At 37.4% G+C, this 19,327-nt stretch carries 19 protein-coding genes and 1 tRNA gene; 6 read left to right on the top strand and 14 right to left on the bottom strand.

Features of this window, described 5'->3' with window-relative positions; all coding sequences use genetic code 11:
* Nucleotides 1–143 precede the first annotated feature (143 nt).
* Entirely contained in the window at nt 144–830 is a 687-nt protein-coding gene (nfi, locus tag HS1_RS06140) for a deoxyribonuclease V (protein ID WP_066062401.1), read from the top strand.
* On the opposite strand, the gene HS1_RS06135 is transcribed toward nfi, so the two are convergent.
* From HS1_RS06135 to tolQ, 14 genes are all read right to left on the bottom strand, one after another.
* Nucleotides 799–1,065, bottom strand: coding sequence for an HU family DNA-binding protein (locus HS1_RS06135; protein WP_066062398.1), 267 nt, complete (start codon nt 1,063–1,065; stop codon nt 799–801). The genes nfi and HS1_RS06135 overlap by 32 nt on opposite strands.
* Complete coding sequence (gene pheT, locus HS1_RS06130) at nt 1,062–3,470, bottom strand: phenylalanine--tRNA ligase subunit beta (RefSeq protein ID WP_066062395.1); 2,409 nt, start codon at nt 3,468–3,470, stop codon at nt 1,062–1,064. The genes HS1_RS06135 and pheT overlap by 4 nt, the downstream gene beginning before the upstream one ends.
* 1 nt (nt 3,471) lies before the next feature.
* Entirely contained in the window at nt 3,472–4,488 is a 1,017-nt protein-coding gene (gene pheS / locus HS1_RS06125) for a phenylalanine--tRNA ligase subunit alpha (protein ID WP_066062393.1), read from the bottom strand.
* Nucleotides 4,489–4,494: 6 nt separating this feature from the next.
* The gene (gene rplT / locus HS1_RS06120) at nt 4,495–4,854 is read right to left on the bottom strand and encodes a 50S ribosomal protein L20 (protein WP_066062391.1); all 360 of its coding nucleotides are present in this window, start codon (nt 4,852–4,854) and stop codon (nt 4,495–4,497) included.
* 11 nt (nt 4,855–4,865) lie between these two features.
* Nucleotides 4,866–5,066, bottom strand: coding sequence for a 50S ribosomal protein L35 (gene rpmI, locus HS1_RS06115; RefSeq protein ID WP_066062387.1), 201 nt, complete (start codon nt 5,064–5,066; stop codon nt 4,866–4,868).
* An 18-nt stretch (nt 5,067–5,084) separates the two neighbouring features.
* Nucleotides 5,085–5,588 carry a translation initiation factor IF-3 gene (gene infC / locus HS1_RS06110; RefSeq protein ID WP_082757668.1) on the bottom strand — a complete coding sequence of 168 codons (504 nt, stop codon included), beginning with the start codon at nt 5,586–5,588 and terminating at the stop codon, nt 5,085–5,087.
* Between the two features lie 6 nt (nt 5,589–5,594).
* Nucleotides 5,595–7,523, bottom strand: coding sequence for a threonine--tRNA ligase (thrS, locus tag HS1_RS06105; RefSeq protein WP_066062381.1), 1,929 nt, complete (start codon nt 7,521–7,523; stop codon nt 5,595–5,597).
* 17 nt (nt 7,524–7,540) lie between these two features.
* Nucleotides 7,541–7,615, bottom strand: a tRNA-Val gene (locus tag HS1_RS06100).
* A gap of 201 nt (nt 7,616–7,816) precedes the next feature.
* Nucleotides 7,817–8,575, bottom strand: a complete 759-nt coding sequence (ybgF, locus tag HS1_RS06095; protein ID WP_066062378.1) for a tol-pal system protein YbgF — start codon at nt 8,573–8,575, stop codon at nt 7,817–7,819.
* A gap of 10 nt (nt 8,576–8,585) precedes the next feature.
* Nucleotides 8,586–9,164 (bottom strand): peptidoglycan-associated lipoprotein Pal, encoded by a 579-nt coding sequence (gene pal, locus HS1_RS06090; protein ID WP_066062375.1) that lies wholly within the window; start codon nt 9,162–9,164, stop codon nt 8,586–8,588.
* Between the two features lie 17 nt (nt 9,165–9,181).
* Nucleotides 9,182–10,441, bottom strand: a complete 1,260-nt coding sequence (gene tolB, locus HS1_RS06085) for a Tol-Pal system beta propeller repeat protein TolB (RefSeq protein WP_066062372.1) — start codon at nt 10,439–10,441, stop codon at nt 9,182–9,184.
* Nucleotides 10,438–11,202 (bottom strand): energy transducer TonB, encoded by a 765-nt coding sequence (locus tag HS1_RS06080; RefSeq protein ID WP_216638276.1) that lies wholly within the window; start codon nt 11,200–11,202, stop codon nt 10,438–10,440. Before HS1_RS06080 ends, tolB begins: the two co-directional genes overlap by 4 nt.
* A gap of 68 nt (nt 11,203–11,270) precedes the next feature.
* Nucleotides 11,271–11,681 (bottom strand): protein TolR, encoded by a 411-nt coding sequence (gene tolR / locus HS1_RS06075; protein ID WP_066062368.1) that lies wholly within the window; start codon nt 11,679–11,681, stop codon nt 11,271–11,273.
* Nucleotides 11,668–12,378 (bottom strand): protein TolQ, encoded by a 711-nt coding sequence (tolQ, locus tag HS1_RS06070; protein ID WP_066062365.1) that lies wholly within the window; start codon nt 12,376–12,378, stop codon nt 11,668–11,670. Before tolQ ends, tolR begins: the two co-directional genes overlap by 14 nt.
* A gap of 118 nt (nt 12,379–12,496) precedes the next feature.
* Here tolQ and purU point away from each other — a divergent pair, with 118 nt between their 5' ends.
* The 5 genes from purU (at nt 12,497) to pyrR (ending at nt 19,144) form a co-directional block, all read left to right on the top strand.
* Nucleotides 12,497–13,363 (top strand): formyltetrahydrofolate deformylase, encoded by an 867-nt coding sequence (purU, locus tag HS1_RS06065; RefSeq protein ID WP_066062361.1) that lies wholly within the window; start codon nt 12,497–12,499, stop codon nt 13,361–13,363.
* A gap of 279 nt (nt 13,364–13,642) precedes the next feature.
* Nucleotides 13,643–15,427: a chloride channel protein gene (locus tag HS1_RS06060; RefSeq protein WP_082757665.1), complete on the top strand. Its 1,785-nt coding sequence runs from the start codon at nt 13,643–13,645 to the stop codon at nt 15,425–15,427.
* A 14-nt stretch (nt 15,428–15,441) separates the two neighbouring features.
* Nucleotides 15,442–17,535 (top strand): acetate--CoA ligase alpha subunit, encoded by a 2,094-nt coding sequence (gene acs / locus HS1_RS06055; protein WP_066062358.1) that lies wholly within the window; start codon nt 15,442–15,444, stop codon nt 17,533–17,535.
* 3 nt (nt 17,536–17,538) lie between these two features.
* The gene (locus HS1_RS06050; RefSeq protein ID WP_066062355.1) at nt 17,539–18,606 is read left to right on the top strand and encodes a phosphotransacetylase family protein; all 1,068 of its coding nucleotides are present in this window, start codon (nt 17,539–17,541) and stop codon (nt 18,604–18,606) included.
* A gap of 7 nt (nt 18,607–18,613) precedes the next feature.
* Nucleotides 18,614–19,144 (top strand): bifunctional pyr operon transcriptional regulator/uracil phosphoribosyltransferase PyrR, encoded by a 531-nt coding sequence (pyrR, locus tag HS1_RS06045; RefSeq protein WP_066062352.1) that lies wholly within the window; start codon nt 18,614–18,616, stop codon nt 19,142–19,144.
* The last annotated feature ends 183 nt before the right edge of the window (nt 19,145–19,327 follow it).

Genomic DNA, 19,327 nt, shown 5'->3' with positions numbered 1-19,327 from the left:
TTTTTAATACTTACCCTAAAAAAAGACTACCGTCAACAAGATGTGTATCACCTACTTTGCGGGATTGTTTTATTCCCTAAAAAGACTTAAAATGAATTTGTGGAAGGAATTACGGTAATTGGAGCAAGTCTGGCATTAGGAAAATGGATAAAATTGCTAAATTAAATTATGCTCAAGCAGTGATTTTGCAAAAAGAATTGTGTCAAAAGGTAATCCTAAAACCACCTCCCAACTTTTCACCCCAACTAATAGCCGGGGCAGATGTTTCTTATAGCCGTAAGGACAGTAAAATTTATGCTGCTTTAGTGGTTTTAAACTTACCCGACTTAACTCTTTTAGAAACAAAAACCATAATAGGAGAGACAACATTTCCTTATATTCCTGGATTACTTTCTTTTCGGGAAGCACCTTTGCTTATTAAAGCATTTAGACAACTTCAAATCAAACCACATGTTATTTTAGTAGATGGTCAAGGCATTGCCCATCCTAGACGCATAGGTCTGGCCAGCCATCTGGGGGTATGTTTAAACATTTCTACCATTGGCTGTGCTAAATCACGATTAATAGGTAGCTACCAACCAGTGCCACCCTCTAAAGGTAGTTATAGTCTTCTCAAAGAAGGAGAAGAGGTAATAGGTTTTGTCCTCAGAACCAAAAAAGGCGTTAAACCCATTTTTGTCTCTCCAGGACATTTAATGGATTTTGATACTGCTTACAAAATTCTACTTCTTTGTTTAAAGGGTTACCGTTTACCAGAACCAACACGTCTAGCCCATATAGAAGCTAACCGTGTAAGGGCTAAATTTTCTTCACCTCCTGGCTTGGTTTGAAAACCACCTTCACATAAGGTGGAATTTGTATCATTTCTCCGCTAGTTGGGTGTTTAACTCGTTTTGTTTTTCTTAATACTGGTTGCCACTTCCCAAATCGCACAATTTTTACCTCCTCCCCCCTTTTTAAACACTCCTTAATAATATCTAGAGAGGTTCTTAACACATCTCTGACTAATATTCTAGGCAACCCTGTCCGCTGATGGACTTCCTCAATAATGTCTTTTTTGGTCATTGTCTCACCTCTATTTTGAAATGATTTAATATTTTTGAAACAATTTCTTTATGTAATTTATCCACTTCTGAATCTGTTAACGTCCGCTCAGGTGCACGGTAGGTTAGGCGATAGGTAAGATTTCTTTTACCCTTGGGGAGAGGAGGTCCTTCATATACATCTATGAGTTCTATATTTTCTATATAGGAGGTTTTTGAAGATAAAACAAACTCTTCTATGGGCTGAGCAGACAATGATTTGGGCACTACTAAAGATACATCCCTTTCACTAGATGGAAATTTAGGTAATGAGGTAACTTTTTTTTCTTTTTTTGTAACTGCCCAAAGGGTCTCTAAATCCAATTCAAACACAAACACCTCTTTTAACCGCTTTAACTCCCAATGTTGTTTTACTTGGGTATTAACCTCTCCCAGATATCCTAATTTCCTTTCTCCTTTTAAGACATAAGCAGCATTATTGGGATTGAGATAACAAATATCCCTTGCAGACTCAAAATGGGCTTCTATACCCAATGTATCTAATAAATTTTCTACAGTCCCCTTTAGGTCATAAAAATCTGCAGGCTCGGGACGAAAATGCCATGAAGGGTCGAAGTGATATCCACTCATTACCCCAGCGAGTTTATATTTCTCTATAGGTAAAGACTCTGGGCTGTCTTGGATAAATACCTTACCCAACTCAAAAAGTCTAAAGTGATAAATTCTTTGCCGCTGATTATAATTAGCAGCTTCTAAAAGGCCAGGAATAAGGGTGGAGCGCATAACTGTCCTATCTACACTAATAGGATTAATTAGCTTGGTGACCTTTCTTAAAGGATGTTGGGGAGGTAAAAGTAATCTATCAAAGCTTTTTAAGTCAATAAAGGCATAGCTGATGATTTCATGCCAGCCAAGACCACTCAAAATATGTTTTATTTTATCTCGCCACTTCATATAGGGAGAAATGAATAGAGGGTGCAATTGGACTACTGGCATATCAGAGGGAATCCTTTCGTAACCATAAAGACGGGCTATCTCTTCAATTATGTCCACCTCTCTCACTAAATCATGACGAAAACTGGGTGGTATTACTTCTATTTTATCTCCAGAGGCTTTGACTTTTATTTGTAGTCTTTCTAAAATATCAATGATTTCTTTTTTAGGTATCTCTATTCCTAAAATTTGTTTAATCCTGGGTATACGCACATAAATAATAGGAAGTCCTTTAGGGGATGGATAGACATCTATTATTCCTGGAGCAACCTTCCCTTGGGCCATTTTTTGCATAAAATAACAGGCACGTTGAGCAGCAGTATAGGTAGCCTCTGGGTCAACTTCTCTTTCAAACCGATAAGATGATTCAGTGTTTATGCCCAAGCGTTTAGCTGTACGTCTAATAGTGATGGGATGAAAATAGGCACTTTCTAAAACTACTTCTTTAGTTTCAGGACCGATTTCTGAATTCAATCCCCCCATAACCCCAGCTAAAGCAACAGGGCCATTTGCGTCACAAATAACTAAATCTGTTTCTTTAAGTTCTTGTTCCTTTTGGTCTAAAGTAACCAGTTTTTCTCTTGGATGAGCTAAACGGACTATAATCTGCCTTTGAGCAATCTTTTGAGCATCAAAGGCATGTAAAGGTTGACCATACTCTAACATCACATAATTAGTAATATCTACAATGTTGTTAATAGGCCGAATACCAGCTAGTAATAGTCGTGCTTGCATCCATAAGGGAGAAGGCTTTATTTCTACATCCCTGATGAATCGGGCTATATACCGAAAGCAATGCTCAGGGTGTTTGATAGTAACCTGAATAGAGTCAAAAACAGGTGTTCCTATCTCAGTAATCTCAAATTGAGGAAGCCGTATTTTTTTTTTAGTGATAGTAGCTACTTCTCTAGCCACACCTATCATACTGAGGCAATCACCACGGTTAGGAGTAATTGAGATACCTAATACCGTGTCATTTAGATAAAGGGCATGAATCAGTTTAGTGCCCACTTGAAAATCGGAAGGGAGCAGCCAAATACCACTATGGTCTTCCCCTAAACCTAATTCCTTCTGAGAACAAAGCATCCCTGCTGACTTAATACCTCTGATTTTTGCCTCTTTAACGATCAGACCAGAAGGTAAAGTGCAACCAGGTAAGGCTAAAGGCACAAGAACACCTTCTTGGACATTGGGCGCTCCACAAACAATTTCATAGTCTTTATTTCCGTCAGACACCTGGCAAATTTTCAATCTATCTGCATTAGGATGAGGTTTAATAGCTGTTATCCTTACTACCTGAACCTTTTCTAAATAAGAAAAAGGCCTGGTTATCTCTTCTACTTCTAAACCGGCCATGGTTAACCATTCAGCCAGTTCTGTTGGAGAACAGTCTATCTCCACAAATTCTTTTAACCAATTTAAGGGAACTTTCATACTAAAACTGCCTTAAAAACCGCAAATCATTTTCAAAAAATAGGCGGATGTCATCAATGCCATATTTTAACATCACAATCCTCTCTACTCCTAAGCCAAAGGCAAAACCAGTATAAGTCTCTGGGTCATAACCTACTTTTTCAAATACCGCTGGATGCACCATGCCACAGCCTAATATTTCTAGCCATCCTGTATATTCACAGATACGACACCCCTTCCCACCACATATTACACATGCGATGTCCATTTCCGCACTGGGTTCAGTAAAAGGAAAAAAGCTAGGACGAAAGCGCACGCCAATACCTTTCCAGAATATGGCTTCCATAAAGGCAGTGAGAATACCTTTCAACTGGGAAAAAGATACATTTTTATCCACCAATAAACCTTCTACCTGGTGGAACATAGGCGTGTGTTTTATATCCACATCACAGCGATACACTGCACCAGGGGCTATGATTCGCAGAGGAGGAGATTTTTTTTCCATCACCCGAATTTGAATAGAAGAAGTGTGAGTCCTTAAGACCACATTATTAGAGATATAAAATGTATCTTGCATATCTCTAGCAGGATGGTGGGGTGGGATATTTAAGGCCTCAAAGTTGTAATAGTCAAATTCCACATCTGGCCCTTCAGCAATCTCAAAGCCCATTTGTAAAAATATCTCACATATTTCCTGCAAGACTTGAGTAATGGGATGTAAGGTGCCAAAAGTATGTGCCCTTCGGCCAGGTAAGGTTACATCTAAGGCTGCAGCCCCTTCAACAAAGACCACTTGAGCAGAAAAGGCCTTTTTAAGTTCTTCTTCCAGTTTTTGCTTGATTTCATTGGCCCTTTTACCAATAATAGGCCTTTTTTCTGGTGGAAGTTCTTTAACTCCACGAAGAATTTGAGTGAGTTTACCTTTACGTCCTAAAAATTTAATTTTTATGGACTCAAGGTCTTCCTGAGATGAAGCAGTTTCAATAAGCCTTAATGCCTCTCTTTCAAGGGCTTCTAGTTCTTCTACAGATATTATCATGGTTTATTAAGCTGTCAGTTCTTGCTGAGCTACTTTTACCAAATGCGCGAAACCTTGAGGATCTTTTACTGCCATGTCTGCCAATACCTTTCTATCTAAACCTATCCCTGCCTGCTTCAGGCCATGAATAAATTGACTATAAGAAAGGCCATTCTGGCGGGTAGCAGCATTAATACGTAAAATCCATAATCTACGAAAGTTCCTCTTTTTGGCCTTTCGGTCACGATAGGCATATTGTAAGGCCCGAAATACAGTTTCTCTTGCTCTGGCATAAAGCCTACCTCTTCCTCCCCAGTAGCTTTTAGCCAATTTTAAAACCTTTTTATGTCTTTTCCGTCTGGTAACTCCTGTTCTCACCCTAGGCATGGTTTACCTCCTTAAAAAGCACTGGGGATTAAACGTTTAACCCGTTTTAAATCCACAGATTCAATTATAGTAAAATGGCGAAGCTGCCTTTTGCGTTTAGCACTTTTTTTGCTTAATAAATGACTATGCCAGCCTTTGCCCCTTCTTACTTTTCCCCTACCTGTAACCCAAAATCGTTTAGCTGCGCTTCTGTTGGTTTTAATCTTAGGCATAATTATACTCCCTATTTATCACTTAGGTGCCAATACCATGGTCATTCTTCTACCTTCCATGGTTGGTGGTGTTTGCACTTTTGATAAATCTTTTGTTTCTTCTATTACCCTTTCCATAACTGCCTTTCCTAAGTCAGCATGAATAATTTCCCTTCCTCTAAACCACATAACAACCTTCACTAGTGCCTTTTCTTTCAGAAAGCGTTTAATGTGTTTTAATTTAAACTGAAAATCATGCTCTTCTATCTTAGGCCTCATCTTTATTTCCTTTACTTGAACTTGAGCCTGTTTTTTTCTTGCCTCTTGTTGTTTTTTCTTTTGTTGATATTTGTATTTACCATAGTCCATAATGCGACATACTGGAGGATTGGCATTAGGGGCCACTTCTACCAAATCCAAACCTTCTTCTTCTGCCCGTTGCAAAGCCTCTTCTAAACTAACAATTCCTATCTGTTTTCCATCAACATCTATTAATCGCATTTGTCTTACCTTAATTTGCCTATTTACCCTAACTTTGCTAATAAGTTACTACCTCCTCTTATTTCTTGGTTTGGGAATAGCTGTTTCTTCTTTTAACAAATTTACAAATACCTCAAGGGACATACTCCCTAAGTTTTCTCCGGTTCGCCGTCGGGGTGTTACTGAGTTTGTCTTTACTTCTTTATCGCCAATTACTAGCATAAACGGTATTTTTTGCAACTGGGCCTCACGAATCTTATAACCTAATTTTTCATTACGAAAATCTGTTTCAATACGAAAACCATTTTCTGAAAGGAGTTCATAAATTTTTTGTCCATAAGCCACATTTCTATCAGTAACAGTAAGAATTTTCACCTGGACTGGGGCAAGCCATGGTGGAAAAGCACCACTAAAGTGTTCAGTAAGAACACCTATAAATCGTTCCAGAGTTCCCAGAATTACACGGTGCAACATGGCAGGTCGTTTTTTTTGTCCATCAGTATCTATATAGCTGAGTTCAAAACGTTCTGGAAGGGCAAAATCACACTGGATGGTAGCACATTGCCATTTTCTCCCTAAGGCATCTTTTAATTTTATATCAATTTTAGGACCGTAAAAAGCGCCTTCACCTTTACAGATGTGATATTCAAAACCCTTATCCTGCAAGGCTTGTATAAGGGCTTGGGTAGCGTGTTCCCAAATTTCATCAGAGCCAATGGATTTTTGCGGTCTAGTGCTTAATTCTACTTCGTAAGAGAAGCCAAAAATTCCCATTACATCATCCACAAAATCAAGCACTTTTTTAATTTCTACATTTAATTGGTCAGGAGTGCAAAAGATATGAGCATCGTCTTGGGTAAACTGTCTTACTCGTAACATCCCATGCAAAACGCCAGATTTTTCATGTCTGCACACCGTCCCTAATTCAAAATAACGGATAGGTAAATCTCTATAACTCCGTATCTGCGATTGATAAATCATAATGTGGGCTAAACAATTCATAGGTTTGATGCCATAAAGTTGCCCTTCTATCTCTGTAAAATACATATTTTCCTTGTAATACTCCATGTGGCCCGAACGTTCCCATAATTTCCCTTTTAACAATTGAGGCCCTATGACCATTTGATAACCACGCTTTAGGTGTTCCTTAATCTCAAATTCTTCTAAAATATGTCTAAGAATGGCACCTTTAGGTAAATAGACAGGAAATCCAGCTCCAATTTCTTCAAATTGTATGAATAAATCTAATTCTCTACCCAAACGGCGATGGTCTCTTTTTTTAGCTTCTTCTAATTGCTTAAGATATTTATCTAAGTCTTTTTTATTAAAAAAGGCTGTGCCATAAATGCGCTGCAACATGGGATTTCTCTCATCCCCTCTCCAATAAGCACCAGCCACAGAAAGGAGCTTAAAGGTTTTAATTTTTCCAGTAGATTCAATGTGAGGTCCACGGCAAAGGTCTATAAAGTCCCCATTTTTATAAATAGAAACTTTTTCTTCAGGAATTTCTTTTAAGATTTCTAATTTATAAGTTTCGTTTAGAGATTGAAAAAGCTCTTGAGCCTCCTTTTTAGAAATTTCCTGCCGCTGAAACTGTTCATCTTGAGAAATGATTTTTTTCATTTCTTGCTCAATTTTTTCTAATGCTTCTGGGGTAAAACCCGGAGGATAATCAAAGTCATAATAAAATCCGTTTTCTATGGCTGGACCTATTGTCACCTTAGCTTCAGGGTAAAGGTGTTTAACCGCCTCAGCCATGACATGAGCAGTGCTGTGCCGAAGGATTTCTAAACCTAACGAATTTTCAGAAGTAATAGGTTCAAGGGTTACACTTTGCATTAAAGTATAAGATAAATCTACTGGTTTTCCATTTATTTTTGCCGCTATCAATTTATCCTCTGCTAAATTGGTTAATGCCAATAAAGCTTCTTTAACTGTAATCCCAACCGGGAAGTGCCCTGTTTTTCCCTGGCATTTGATTTCAATCTCTTTGGCCATTTTTTGTCTCAAAAAAATGGTAGGCACGGGCGGGATCGAACCGCCGACCTCTACCGCGTCAAGGTAGCGCTCTCCCACTGAGCTACGTGCCTACACTTCTTTGTAAATTATCAACTCTTATCTCCTATGTCAAGATTTGGGAATTACTTTCACACAAAGATATGGTAAAGCCCAAAAGAAAGTTTTAAATATAACCCACCGATAGAAGACTAAACCATATAATTGATTGGGCATTTGGGCCTTGCCATTCCTTATTCAATCGCCGCCGTTGCATTCTTTACTTGGAAAAATCTTTATTTCTTTATCTTTTTCAATGCCTGCTGCGCCAGATTTGCCTCCTTTGTTTTGGGGTATTTTTTTATCACTTGTTTCCATAAAATCTGTGCTGTCTCATTATCACCAAGCATGGCAAAGGCCTTCCCTTGTTTAAATAAAGCAGCGGGCACTTTGATATTTTTAGGATAATTCTTTATCACCCTTTGGTAGGCCAAGATGGCCTCTTCATATTTTTTTTGGGCAAAATAGGCTTCTCCTAGCCAAAATTGAGCATTTCCAGCTAAAGGAGAAAGGGGATAGAGTTTTAGAAATTGATTAAGCGTTTCTCTTGCTTTTTCATATTCTTTTTGGCGAAAAAGATTTAACCCCTTTTTATACAACCATTCTTCTTTTTGCGTCTTTGAAGAAGGAATTGACTTTTCTTCCATCATCTTTATTGTTTTTTCCAATTTTGCTTCTAATTCAGCTAATCGTTTTTCTGAACGCTCTATTTCTTTGTTGGTTTCTTCTATTCGTCGAGATAATTGTTGTAATTCATAAACAGTTTCTTCTCTTTGTCCCATTAACTCCTTTATTTTATCCTGCAATGGGCCCACTTGAACTAATAAATCCGCCTGCTGGGAAGAAATAATATTTTCTATTTTTTGTTGATTTTTTTCTAGGTCTTCTATTTTCCCATTTAAATACACCAAGTGCTGTTCTATGCGGGCTAAATCTTTTTGGGTAGCACAACCCATAAAAAATAAAAACCCAATAAGAAAAATTTCTTTTTTCATCTTGGTTGGCCTAATAGGAAATGATTACAAAATGGTCCCTTCTGTTTTTAGCCCAAGCTTCTTCACAACTTCTAGGGTCTACCGGACGTTCTTCTCCATAACTTATGATAGAAATACGTTTAGGGTCAATGCCTAAACTAACTAAAAACTCCTTGGCACTATTCGCCCTCCGCTCTCCTAATGCCAAATTGTATTCTTCTGTTCCTCTTTCATCACAATGCCCTTCAATAAGAAGATGCACTTCTGGATGCTCTTTTAGCCATTGTGCCTTCTTTTTTAATATTTCTGCTGCATCTGGACGGATGTAATACTTATCAAAATCAAAATGAATGTCTTCATTTTCGAATTTAGCCATCTCTTCTTTTAATGTTTCTTCTATTTGGATTTTTTGCTGTCTAGCTAGTTCTTCTTCGGTTATTGCTTCTTCTTTCATCCCTACTACCTTTCCTTCTTCCGGAGGTTTTACTTCTTCTAAGGGTTGAATTTGCTCAGGCTGCACACTAACAGGTTTTTCCACCATTTTTTTGGCACACCCTAAAGGAAAAACTACCATTAAGCTTAATACCAAAACTAAAATTCCTCTTTTCATCTCTACCTCCTCCTATTTTATTTTAATCTTGGTGACCAACTTGGTTGCAACTGTCCTCCTGCTAATGACAAAATAGGAAAGGACGAGCCATCTGTCAATCTCAAAATGTAAATTTTTTCATTTTGACTATAAGCCAAAAAATGACCATCTGGTGACCAACTTGGGCTTTCGTGATTTGCTTCGCCAAATGTCAATTGTCTTATTTCACCACTGTCCATGCTTACCACAAATATTTGAAAATGTCCATCCTTCAAACCCGCATAGGCAATAAAATCACCTTTAGGTGACCAAGCAGGAGAAGTATTGTAACTACCGCTAAAACTAATCCGCCGAATTTTATTAGAAGCCAAATTTAAGATATAAATTTGAGGGGTGCCTCCTCGGTCTGAGACAAAGGCCAGTTTTTTACCATCAGGTGACCAGGTAGGGGAAACATTGATGCCCTCTGATTCCACTAAACACTTGATTATCTTACCGTGTTTGTTTGTTAAATAAATTCCTTGTTTTTTACCTTGGGCTAAGGTAACAGCAATTCTATTTCCATCAGGTGACCAAGCAGGAGTGATATTCAAGTTAGAATGATAGATAAGCCTTTTTGCTTTTCCTTTGGCTAAATCCAGAAGGTAAATTTCTGGCTTCCCCTTTTTATAACTAGTAAAAAGAAGTTTTTTTTCATTAGGGTGCCACTTAGGACTTAAACATATGGTTTTGAATCTAGTTAATGGATGAGGATTATAACCATCAAAATCAGTAACAAAAATTTCCTTAATATTATTGGATTTATACACGAAAGCAATTTTGGTCTGAAAAATGCTTGGTTCACCAGTGAGTGCTTCCATCATAGCATCAGCAAACTTATGCACCATAAAACGCAATGCGTTTTTCTTCCCTTGATATCTTTTTCCTACCAGCATTATTCCTTGGGATGCATCATAAAGACGCATCTCTAAATTAATCACTTGGGGTGTGATTTCCAATTTGCCTTTCACTACAAGGTATGCTCCGATAAGCTGCCATTTTTTAAAATCAATTTCTAGAGTGGGTATATTTTCTAAAAATATCTCTGGGCTTAAAATATTAAAAAAACCTGTATATTCCAAATCTTTTTGAAAAATCTGTTGTGCCTCTAAACCTATTTGTTTATCACCTTTAATTACAAAGGGGCTAATAGCAATAGGAATTTTTTGTTGCCCTGGAGTGTTAATATCAATATAAACTAAACTATGTCCTATCCTAGGCCATATTATTAAAATAACGAAAAAAATAATTTTTTTCATCCTATTCTTCCTTTTGGCCATTTAAATCTGAATCCTACTTCATAATAAGGTTGAGTATAATCTTTTGGTAAAGGAAATAAAGGGTCAGAATTTTTTATAGCCTCCTTTACGGAACGATCAAAAATGCTATTTCCTGATTTCTTCTCAAACTTTATTTTTGTAATATGCCCATCCCGGCGGATTCTAATTATCACTATGGCTTCCAAGGCCAGTTGTTTTTTTAGTAGAAAAGTAGGTAAAATCCAATTTTTCATAATACGTTCCTCGATTTGGGCATGATAAAGTTGAAAACTCAAACTAATTTCCCTTCCTGTAAATTTTCCATTTACAAATCCCCCGATTACTCCTCCAGCACCACCTTCTCTAATTTCCTGAGCAATTTTAGCCACTTCTTTAGGAATTATCTCTCTCCTCTCTTTTTCTTTTACCTGTTTTTCTATGGCCTTTATTTTTTTTGCTACTAAAGCCTGTTCTGAGATTTTCTTTGATTTAGATTTGGACTTGCTTTTCTTTAATGAAATTACTTTGGAAGTTTGGACTTTTTTTCGTCCTGTTTTTTGGGATACCCCAACCTTACTCTTCTTGGCTTTAGAAACTTGCGTTTTTTTAGTCACAATTCTTTTTTTTGACCGAACCTTTGTCTTTTGTTTATTTACTCCTGCTTTTGTTAAACCAGGCATTTCAACTAGCCTTACTTGATAAATTGGTGAGAGATTTAGATATTGTTTATGTTCTATTGAGACAAAAAATATAAAAAACAAAATAAAAAAATGAATGCTAAGAGAAATGAAAAATGAGAATTTATATGAAGCATTGAGCAAAAAAGACATCACCTCTTTTTTAAAGGTTTGGTTACCAAACCCAGCCGTTCTACACCAGCTGATTTTATCTCAGCCATAACCTGCATCACATAACCATAAGAGACTCTTTGGTCCGCTTGTAAAAGGACATTCCTTTTGGGATTAGCTTTAATAATAGGCTTTAACTTTTTCCTGAGTTTCTTCAATGGTATCTTATACTGATCAATAAAAACATTTTTATTCTTATCCACGGTGATAAGAAGTGGTTCTTGTTTAGTGGGAATGGGTTTAGAAGTAGTAGTGGGTAAATTCACTTTGACTCCATAGGTAAGCATAGGTGCGGTTATCATGAAAATGATTAATAAAACAAGCATCACATCAACTAAAGGAGTAACATTTATTTCTGACATAAGGTTTTCATCATTATCAAACACCCTCATGTCCTTTGCTCCAATAAGTTATTTTTATACGATTAAGCAAATCGGTCATAAACATTTCCATCCCTGTTCTTTGCTCATATAATTGCTGGGTAAAATGATTATATCCTATTACTGCTGGTATGGCGGCTGCTAGTCCAAAGGCAGTAGCTATTAAGGCCTCAGAGATACCAGGAGCTACATCAGCTAAAGAAGCAGAACCTCGTAAACCGATGTCATGAAAGGCCCGCATAATTCCCCAAACAGTGCCAAATAGACCTATAAAGGGAGCAGTATTACCTACTGTAGCTAAAAACCCCAGTCCCTGTCGTAAACGCAGATATTCTTTCTGGGATGATTTTCGCATGACCTCTATACAGCTTTCTAAAATGGTTTTATTATCTATTGTGGTTAAGGAAGGATTATTTGTTGTCCACTTTTTTAATTCTGAAAATGCTGATTGAAAAATTACCGCCTGAGGTGCCTTTTTATATTTTCTAGCATCGGCAAAGATGAGTTTAAAATCATCCATGCGCCAGAAAATTTCTAAAAATTTCCTTCCTTGTTTATTAACTTTTTTGAACACCAACCAGCGGTTAATCATCACTGTCCATGAAAATACAGACATAAGGGTAAGGAGAATTAAAACCAATTTGGCCATAGGACCAGCATGAATAATCATCTGATAAATCATACTTTTATCAAATTGGGAAAACCACATATAGCCTCCTTTTAGGGTTCAATATTACAAGTATCTTAAAAAATGTCAATTTTATTTAGGTTGATAAAAACTTTATTACATGGCATGATATTTTAAAAGTAAAAATAAAGAGGTAAAAGTGGGTTCGTTATCAAATCATGCTATCTTATTACTTTCCTGCCCTGATAGAAAAGGAATAGTAGCCTCCATTTCCCAGTTTATTTATGAACATAATGGCAATATTGTCCATGCTGATCAATATACAGATACTGAAAAGGGGCAGTTTTTTATGCGGATTGAATGGGAATTAGATGATTTTGATTTAGAAAGAAAAGAAATACCTGAAGCATTTAGTCCTTTGGCCCAGCAATTTCAAATGAAGTGGATGTTATGTTTTACTGATTATGTGCCTAATGTAGCTATTTTTGTTTCCAAAGCACCTCATTGTTTATATGAAATCTTATTAAGGCATAGTTCAGGAGAAATACTTGCCAATATCAAACTTATCATTAGCAACCATCCTGATTTACGCCCAGTAGCTGAAACCTTTGGTATTCCTTTTTATTTTTTCCCCATTACACCAGAAACAAAATCAGATATAGAAAAGCAAGAATTAGCTGTTTTAAAAAAACACCATATAGATTTGATAATCCTTGCTCGATATATGCAAATTCTCACTTCTGAATTTATCGCTCATTATCCTAATCGGATTATTAATATCCATCACTCTTTTCTGCCTGCTTTTGTAGGTTCTAGACCTTATCATCAGGCTAGAGAACGAGGAGTAAAAATTATAGGTGCTACCAGTCATTATGTCACCCCGGAACTTGATGCTGGACCTATTATCGAGCAGGATGTGATTCGAGTTAGCCATAGGGATTCAGTAGAAGATTTAATCCGTAAAGGAAGAGATATAGAAAAACTAGTCTTAGCTAGGGCTATAAAATTACATTTAGAAAATAGAATATTGGTATATGAGAATAAAACCATCATTTTTGATACTTAATGACTGAAGAAAAAAGCACATACATCTTGCTGAAAGAGCAAAGAATGTCTTTACTCCAAATTCCCGGCTTATTTTATTCCAAAAACCGTTTTTTCTTTCAATGGCTAACCTCAATTAAAATAGAATAAAAAATTGGCCTGACGGCAGGCAGGCCCACCTGCCTGCCTGTCGGCAGACACGGCCGTCGGGCAGGTTGGAATTTTATCCAAAAAGAGGTTGCGGATTTTGGGACAAATTTTACCTTGTTTTTTTCTTTAACTTGGTTATCATTGGTATAGAATGGAAATTAGCACCGTCAGACGCATAATTGTCCGCCTAGTTCGGAAACTGCAGTTACCTGAATATGTATTTCTGGTTCTAGTTGCCTTTATCATTGGTGTGTTAGCTGCCTTAGGCAGTTATGTATTTATGAAAGTTATTGGATTTTTATGGCATAGCTGTTTTTTGCCTCTTCTTCATTTTGGTCAATCTTCTCTTTTTTTACATCCCATTATTGCCTTTATTCCCCTTATAGTGGCCTTCCTCCTTTTTTTACTGGCTAAAATATCTTCTCCCTCTATTTATGGCTATGGCTTTCCGGAGTTTTTGGTGAATGTTAATTTAAAGGGAGGAATAATCAGAATTAGAGAAGCACTTGCCAAAATATCTGCTTCTATTGTTACTTTGGGTTTAGGAGGAAGTGCTGGTCAAGAAGGTCCTATCGCTCAAATAGGGGGTATAGTGGGCGTTAGTATTAGCCGTTTTTTTGTGGCTTCAGAACAAAGAAGACGCACCTTTATTGCTTGTGGTGCAGCAGGAGCTATTGCTGCTGTCTTTAACGCTCCTATTGCAGGGCTTTTTTTTGCTTTGGAAATTGTGCTTTTGGGTGACTTTGAACTTACTAATTTTATGCCTGTAGTAGTTTCCTCTGGCATGGGCACCATTACCGCTCGTGCCCTTTTTGGTAATCAAACTGCCTTTAAAATGCCTCCTTATACCTTTGTTAGTCTTTGGGAGCTATTTTTTTACATTTTTTTAGGGGCAGTTATTGGTTTACTTGCCTATTTATTTATACGCATCTTTTACAAAACTAAGGATTATTTCCGAAAAATGCCTTGTTCGCCTTATTCCAAACCTTTTATTGGTCTTTTTATGGTTGGCCTAATTGGTATGTTTTTCCCACAAATTTTTGGGGTGGGTTACGAGCAAGTGCAAAGGGTTTTAAATGCAGAAATGTCAGCTCAATTGATGATTATATTGGTATTTTTAAAAATAATTGCTACTGCTATCACCTTAGCCTCCGGTGGGGTAGGTGGTATGTTTTCACCGGCATTTTTTATTGGGGCTATGGCTGGAGGAGCTTTTGGTGCCGTGGTTCACCATTTTTTCCCCCAGATTACGGCTGCCTACCCTGCTTATGCAGCCGTAGGTATCGGTGCCTTTCTAGCTGCCCTCACTCATGCCCCGGTTACTGCGGTGTTTTTGGCCTTTGAAATGACAGGGGATTATTATATTATTCTGCCTATTCTTTTTGCTTCTATTACTGGTTTATTAGTAGCCTATGCCTTTAGTCGGGAATCCATTGATACCTATGAGTTAAAACAACAAGGTATTGATTTACATGCTGGACATGAAAGGAATATTCTTGCTTCTATTAAAGTAAAGAATGCTATGACACCAGATGTGGTAGTAGTTCCCGAAGATATGACCTTTAAAGAATTTCTGGCCTTTGTGCGAGATAAAAAACATACTTGTTTCCCAGTGGTTAACGGCAAAGGAGAGTTGTGTGGAATTATTTCCTTTCAAAACTTCCGCAAAATGCTGGCAGAAGAAGGCCCTAAAGACCACATCAGGGTAAAAGACCTAGACACCAAGGAGGTTGTTACTATTACTCCAGAAGAAAACTTAGAAACAGCTATGGAAAAAATGAGATATCGCCATATTGAACGTTTACCAGTGACGGATCCCAATAATCCTAAAAAATTGGTAGGGTTTCTTTCCCAAAGAGATGTTTTGGCAGCTTATAATAAGGCCTTATTGACACTAATGGGCAGAGAAGAAATAAGTGAAAAATCAGAAACTTAGAGGAAAATATAGTTATGTTATTGAGAAAGCTCTTTAACCCCAAATCAGTAGCCATTGTTGGTGCTTCTACCCATGAAGGGAAAATAGGTCACATTTTAGTAAAAAATCTTTTGAAATATGAGTATCCAGGTAAAATCTTCCCCATAAATCCTAAGGCAAATGAAATCTTAGGCTTAAGGACATATCATTCTCTAAAAGAAATATCTGAGGCAGTGGATTTGGCTATCATTGCTGTTAAACCATTAGAAGTTTTAGAGAGTATTAAAATTTGTGGAGAAAAAAATATTGAAGCTGCCATAGTTATTTCTGCAGGCTTTAAAGAAACAGGAGCTAAAGGTGCAAGATTTGAACAAGAGCTAAAAACACTGGCTAAAGAAAATAAAGTGCGGTTTCTAGGTCCAAACTGTCTAGGTCTTATTGATACTTATTCTAAATTGAATGCTTCCTTCGCCGCTGGCATGCCGGAACAAGGGGAAATTGGCTTTTTTTCTCAATCGGGAGCCATGTGTGTGGCCATTTTAGATTGGGTCCTGGGAGAAAAGATTGGTTTTTCTAAGTTTATCAGTTTAGGCAATAAGACAGATATCTCTGAAATTGACATGCTCATTGCCTTAGGAGAAGATGAAAATACCAAGGTAATCTTGGGGTATTTAGAAGGGGTAGAAAATGGTGCCACTTTTATTCAGGTAGCTCAAGAAGTTTCCAAGAAAAAACCTATAATTATGATTAAAGCTGGTGTTACTTCTGCCGGGGCAAGGGCTGTATCTTCCCACACAGGTGCTCTTGCTGGCTCGGAGTCTGCTTATCAAGCAGCCTTTAAGCAGAGTGGAATTATTAGAGCAAAGACTGTTAACGAATTATTTAACTATGCCTTGGCCTTTGCAAATCAGCCCTTACCAAAAGGACCCAGAGTAGCTATTCTCACTAATTCTGGTGGACCAGGGATTGTAGCTGCTGATGCTTGCGACCAGTCGGCCTTGCAGTTAGTGCGATTAAATAGCAAAACAGCTCAAAAACTACGTTCTTTTTTGCCCCCAGTGGCCTCCATTGTTAATCCCGTAGATATCATTGGAGATGCCCATTTTGATAGATATGATAATGCCTTAAAAGTTTTATTAGAGGCTTCAAATATTGATGCGGTTATAGTGCTCTTAACCCCTACTGCTACCATTGAAGTGGAAGAGACTGCCAAAGTAGTGGCAAAACATGCCCAAAAAACAAAAAAACCTATCCTTTGTTCATTCATGGGTCAGCTACAAGTGAAAAAAGGAGTAAATTATCTCAAAAAACATGGAGTCCCCAATTATCTCTGTCCTGAAGATGCAGTAAGTGCCTTAGAAAGGATGTGGCAAAGGCAGCATTGGCTTTCTCAACCTTTATCCACATATTTTCCAGTCCAGGCCGATAGGGGCAGGGTGCGGTATCTTCTGGAGATGGCAAAAAGACAGGGCAGATTTCATCTCACAGAGACTGAGGCTAAAGAGATTCTTATGGCCTATGGATTTAGCTTTCCTCAAACTAAGTTGGCTAGAACAAAAGAAGATGCTGTAGAAGCAGCTAAAAGCATGAAATTTCCTATAGTATTAAAGGTGGTTTCACCTAATATCTCTCATAAAACAGATGTAGGGGGTGTTATTTTGGGATTAGAGACCCCTCAGGAAGTGGAAGAGGCATTTGAGGAAATCATGTTAAAAGTAAGCGAAAAGGTCCCCAAGGCAGCCATTTATGGTGTTTCTGTCCAAGAAATGATTCAGGAAGTAAAAGAAACCATTATTGGTTTTACTCGTGATTCTCAATTTGGCCCATTGTTGATGTTTGGATTGGGAGGTATCTATGTGGAAGTATTGAAGGATGTGAGTTTTCGCATTGCCCCAATTGGAAAAAGAGAAGCATTGGAAATGATAAGAGAGATAAAGACTTATCCTCTTTTAAGGGGTATAAGAGGCGAGCCTCCAGCCGATGTCTCTGCTTTAGCAGAAGGGATTCTAGCCTTAAATCAAATGGCCTTAGACTTCCCAGAGATTGTAGAGGCAGAAATCAATCCATTTTTGGTAAAAACAAAGGGATGTATAGCTGTAGATGCCCGATTAACTATAAAAAAGGAGTAAAAAATGAAAGTAATTTATATTAGCTCTACAGTAGGCTTTTCAGGCAAGGGTTTAATTACTTTGGGATTGGGCCGGTATTTTCTAGATAAGGGCCTAAAAGTAGGGTATTTTAAACCACTGGGTAAGATACCTTTTAAAACAGAAGAAAATATTGTTACAGATAAACTGGCTTATTTTGTTTATCAGAGTTTGGGGTTAAAGGAGGATGTGAAAAATTTGTGTCCGGTAATCTTGACTTATGAATTGATGGTAAAAAGATTAAGAGGTGAGATGGAGGACCCTATGCCCCAAGTAAAAAGGGCATTTGAGACTGTTGCCCAAAATAAGGATATTGTCTTAGTGGGAGGAGCTGAAACTATCTGGCTGGGAAGTTTTTTAGGTATCTCTGGATTTAAAATCATAAAAGAATTAAATGCCAAAGTGCTTTTAGTAAATAAATATACAGGAGAAGTCTTTTTAGACGGTGTAGGCGAAGTAAAAGGGGGTTTAGGGGAAAAACTCTTGGGAATAATTATAAACTGGGTAAGAGAAGAACAAAAACCAGATATTGATGAACTGGTTATCCCTTGGCTAGAAAAACAGGGTATCCCTGTGCTAGGTTGTATTCCTTATGACAATTTTCTTACGTCTATAACAGTGGCTGAATTGAGCGAAAGATTGAGAGGAAGGGTAATTTGTGGGCAAGAATCCCTATATAATTTTGTGCAAAATTACTTAATTGGGGGAATGGAAGTAGACAAGTTTGTAGAATATTTACGACGAACTCCTAATGCTTGTGTGATAGTAGGAGGAGATAGGGCAGACATTCAATTGATCTCTATTGAACAAGGCGTGCAGTGTTTAGTCCTTACTGGCAATCTTATGCCTAATGAAATTATTATCTCTAAGGCAGAGCAGCGAGGGGTACCTATTATTTTAGTAAGAGAAAATACCTATTTTGTTGCCCAAAGGATTCAAGATATTGCTGCTCGCTTGAGTCTGAAAGAAAAAGAAAAGGTAGATAAAGGCTTGACCCTGGTGCGTAAACATGTCAATTTTGAACGTTTAGAAAAAATATTAAACGAGGGATAGGAATAATATGATCAAGACTATTATGAATGAAGAAGAAATGAAAAGGGTCTTGATGCGAATTGCTTATGAAATTCTAGAACACAATAAAGGAGTGAAAAATCTAGTCTTAATTGGTATCCATACTGGTGGTGCTTATTTAGCAGAAAGGTTAAAGAATATAATCAGTCATACTGAAGCACAGACCCCTCTTTTAGGTACTTTGGATATTAATCTTTATAGAGATGACTGGACACGTTTAACTTATCAACCTGTTCTAAAAAAGACCAACATCCCTTTTAGTGTAAATGAAAAGAATATAATATTAGTAGATGATGTAATTTTCACTGGTCGCACTATTAGAGCGGCGATGGATGCTATCATGGATTTTGGAAGACCCCAAAAAATAGAAGTAGCAGTGCTTATTGATAGAAATCATCGTGAATTACCTATTATGACCAATTATGTTGGCCTCTATGTGCCTACCGCCAAAGAAGAAAGAATAGATGTATTTCTGTCAGAAAAAGACGGAAAGGATGAAGTAATACTTAGTAGAGAATAAAAATAAAAGTTACATGGCAAGGCAAGGAGTAAATACAGAACCTTCCTCAAATTTCCATTTTATGAATCAAGTTAATACCGGGCAGAGGTAAAGCCTAGGCAAGACAAAACCGTCAGGGCTTGCAATGGAGAAGGGCATTGGGCTAAAATTAGTTTTAGCAGGAGAAAGATAAAATGTCCCACT

This window comes from Candidatus Desulfofervidus auxilii (assembly GCF_001577525.1).
Classification (GTDB): domain Bacteria; phylum Desulfobacterota; class Desulfofervidia; order Desulfofervidales; family Desulfofervidaceae; genus Desulfofervidus; species Desulfofervidus auxilii.
Note: the sequence above shows the minus strand (reverse complement) of the source record. Positions and strands in the feature narration are given on the sequence as shown.

Coding starts and splice junctions, on each gene's coding strand:
- nfi (WP_066062401.1), top strand. CDS start 144: ATGGATAAAATTGCTAAATTAAATTATGCTCAAGCAGTGATTTTGCAA.
- HS1_RS06135 (WP_066062398.1), bottom strand. CDS start 1,065: ATGACCAAAAAAGACATTATTGAGGAAGTCCATCAGCGGACAGGGTTG.
- pheT (WP_066062395.1), bottom strand. CDS start 3,470: ATGAAAGTTCCCTTAAATTGGTTAAAAGAATTTGTGGAGATAGACTGT.
- pheS (WP_066062393.1), bottom strand. CDS start 4,488: ATGATAATATCTGTAGAAGAACTAGAAGCCCTTGAAAGAGAGGCATTA.
- rplT (WP_066062391.1), bottom strand. CDS start 4,854: ATGCCTAGGGTGAGAACAGGAGTTACCAGACGGAAAAGACATAAAAAG.
- rpmI (WP_066062387.1), bottom strand. CDS start 5,066: ATGCCTAAGATTAAAACCAACAGAAGCGCAGCTAAACGATTTTGGGTT.
- thrS (WP_066062381.1), bottom strand. CDS start 7,523: ATGGCCAAAGAGATTGAAATCAAATGCCAGGGAAAAACAGGGCACTTC.
- ybgF (WP_066062378.1), bottom strand. CDS start 8,575: ATGAAAAAAGAAATTTTTCTTATTGGGTTTTTATTTTTTATGGGTTGT.
- pal (WP_066062375.1), bottom strand. CDS start 9,164: ATGAAAAGAGGAATTTTAGTTTTGGTATTAAGCTTAATGGTAGTTTTT.
- tolB (WP_066062372.1), bottom strand. CDS start 10,441: ATGAAAAAAATTATTTTTTTCGTTATTTTAATAATATGGCCTAGGATA.
- tolR (WP_066062368.1), bottom strand. CDS start 11,681: ATGAGGGTGTTTGATAATGATGAAAACCTTATGTCAGAAATAAATGTT.
- tolQ (WP_066062365.1), bottom strand. CDS start 12,378: ATGTGGTTTTCCCAATTTGATAAAAGTATGATTTATCAGATGATTATT.
- HS1_RS06060 (WP_082757665.1), top strand. CDS start 13,643: ATGGAAATTAGCACCGTCAGACGCATAATTGTCCGCCTAGTTCGGAAA.
- acs (WP_066062358.1), top strand. CDS start 15,442: ATGTTATTGAGAAAGCTCTTTAACCCCAAATCAGTAGCCATTGTTGGT.
- HS1_RS06050 (WP_066062355.1), top strand. CDS start 17,539: ATGAAAGTAATTTATATTAGCTCTACAGTAGGCTTTTCAGGCAAGGGT.
- pyrR (WP_066062352.1), top strand. CDS start 18,614: ATGATCAAGACTATTATGAATGAAGAAGAAATGAAAAGGGTCTTGATG.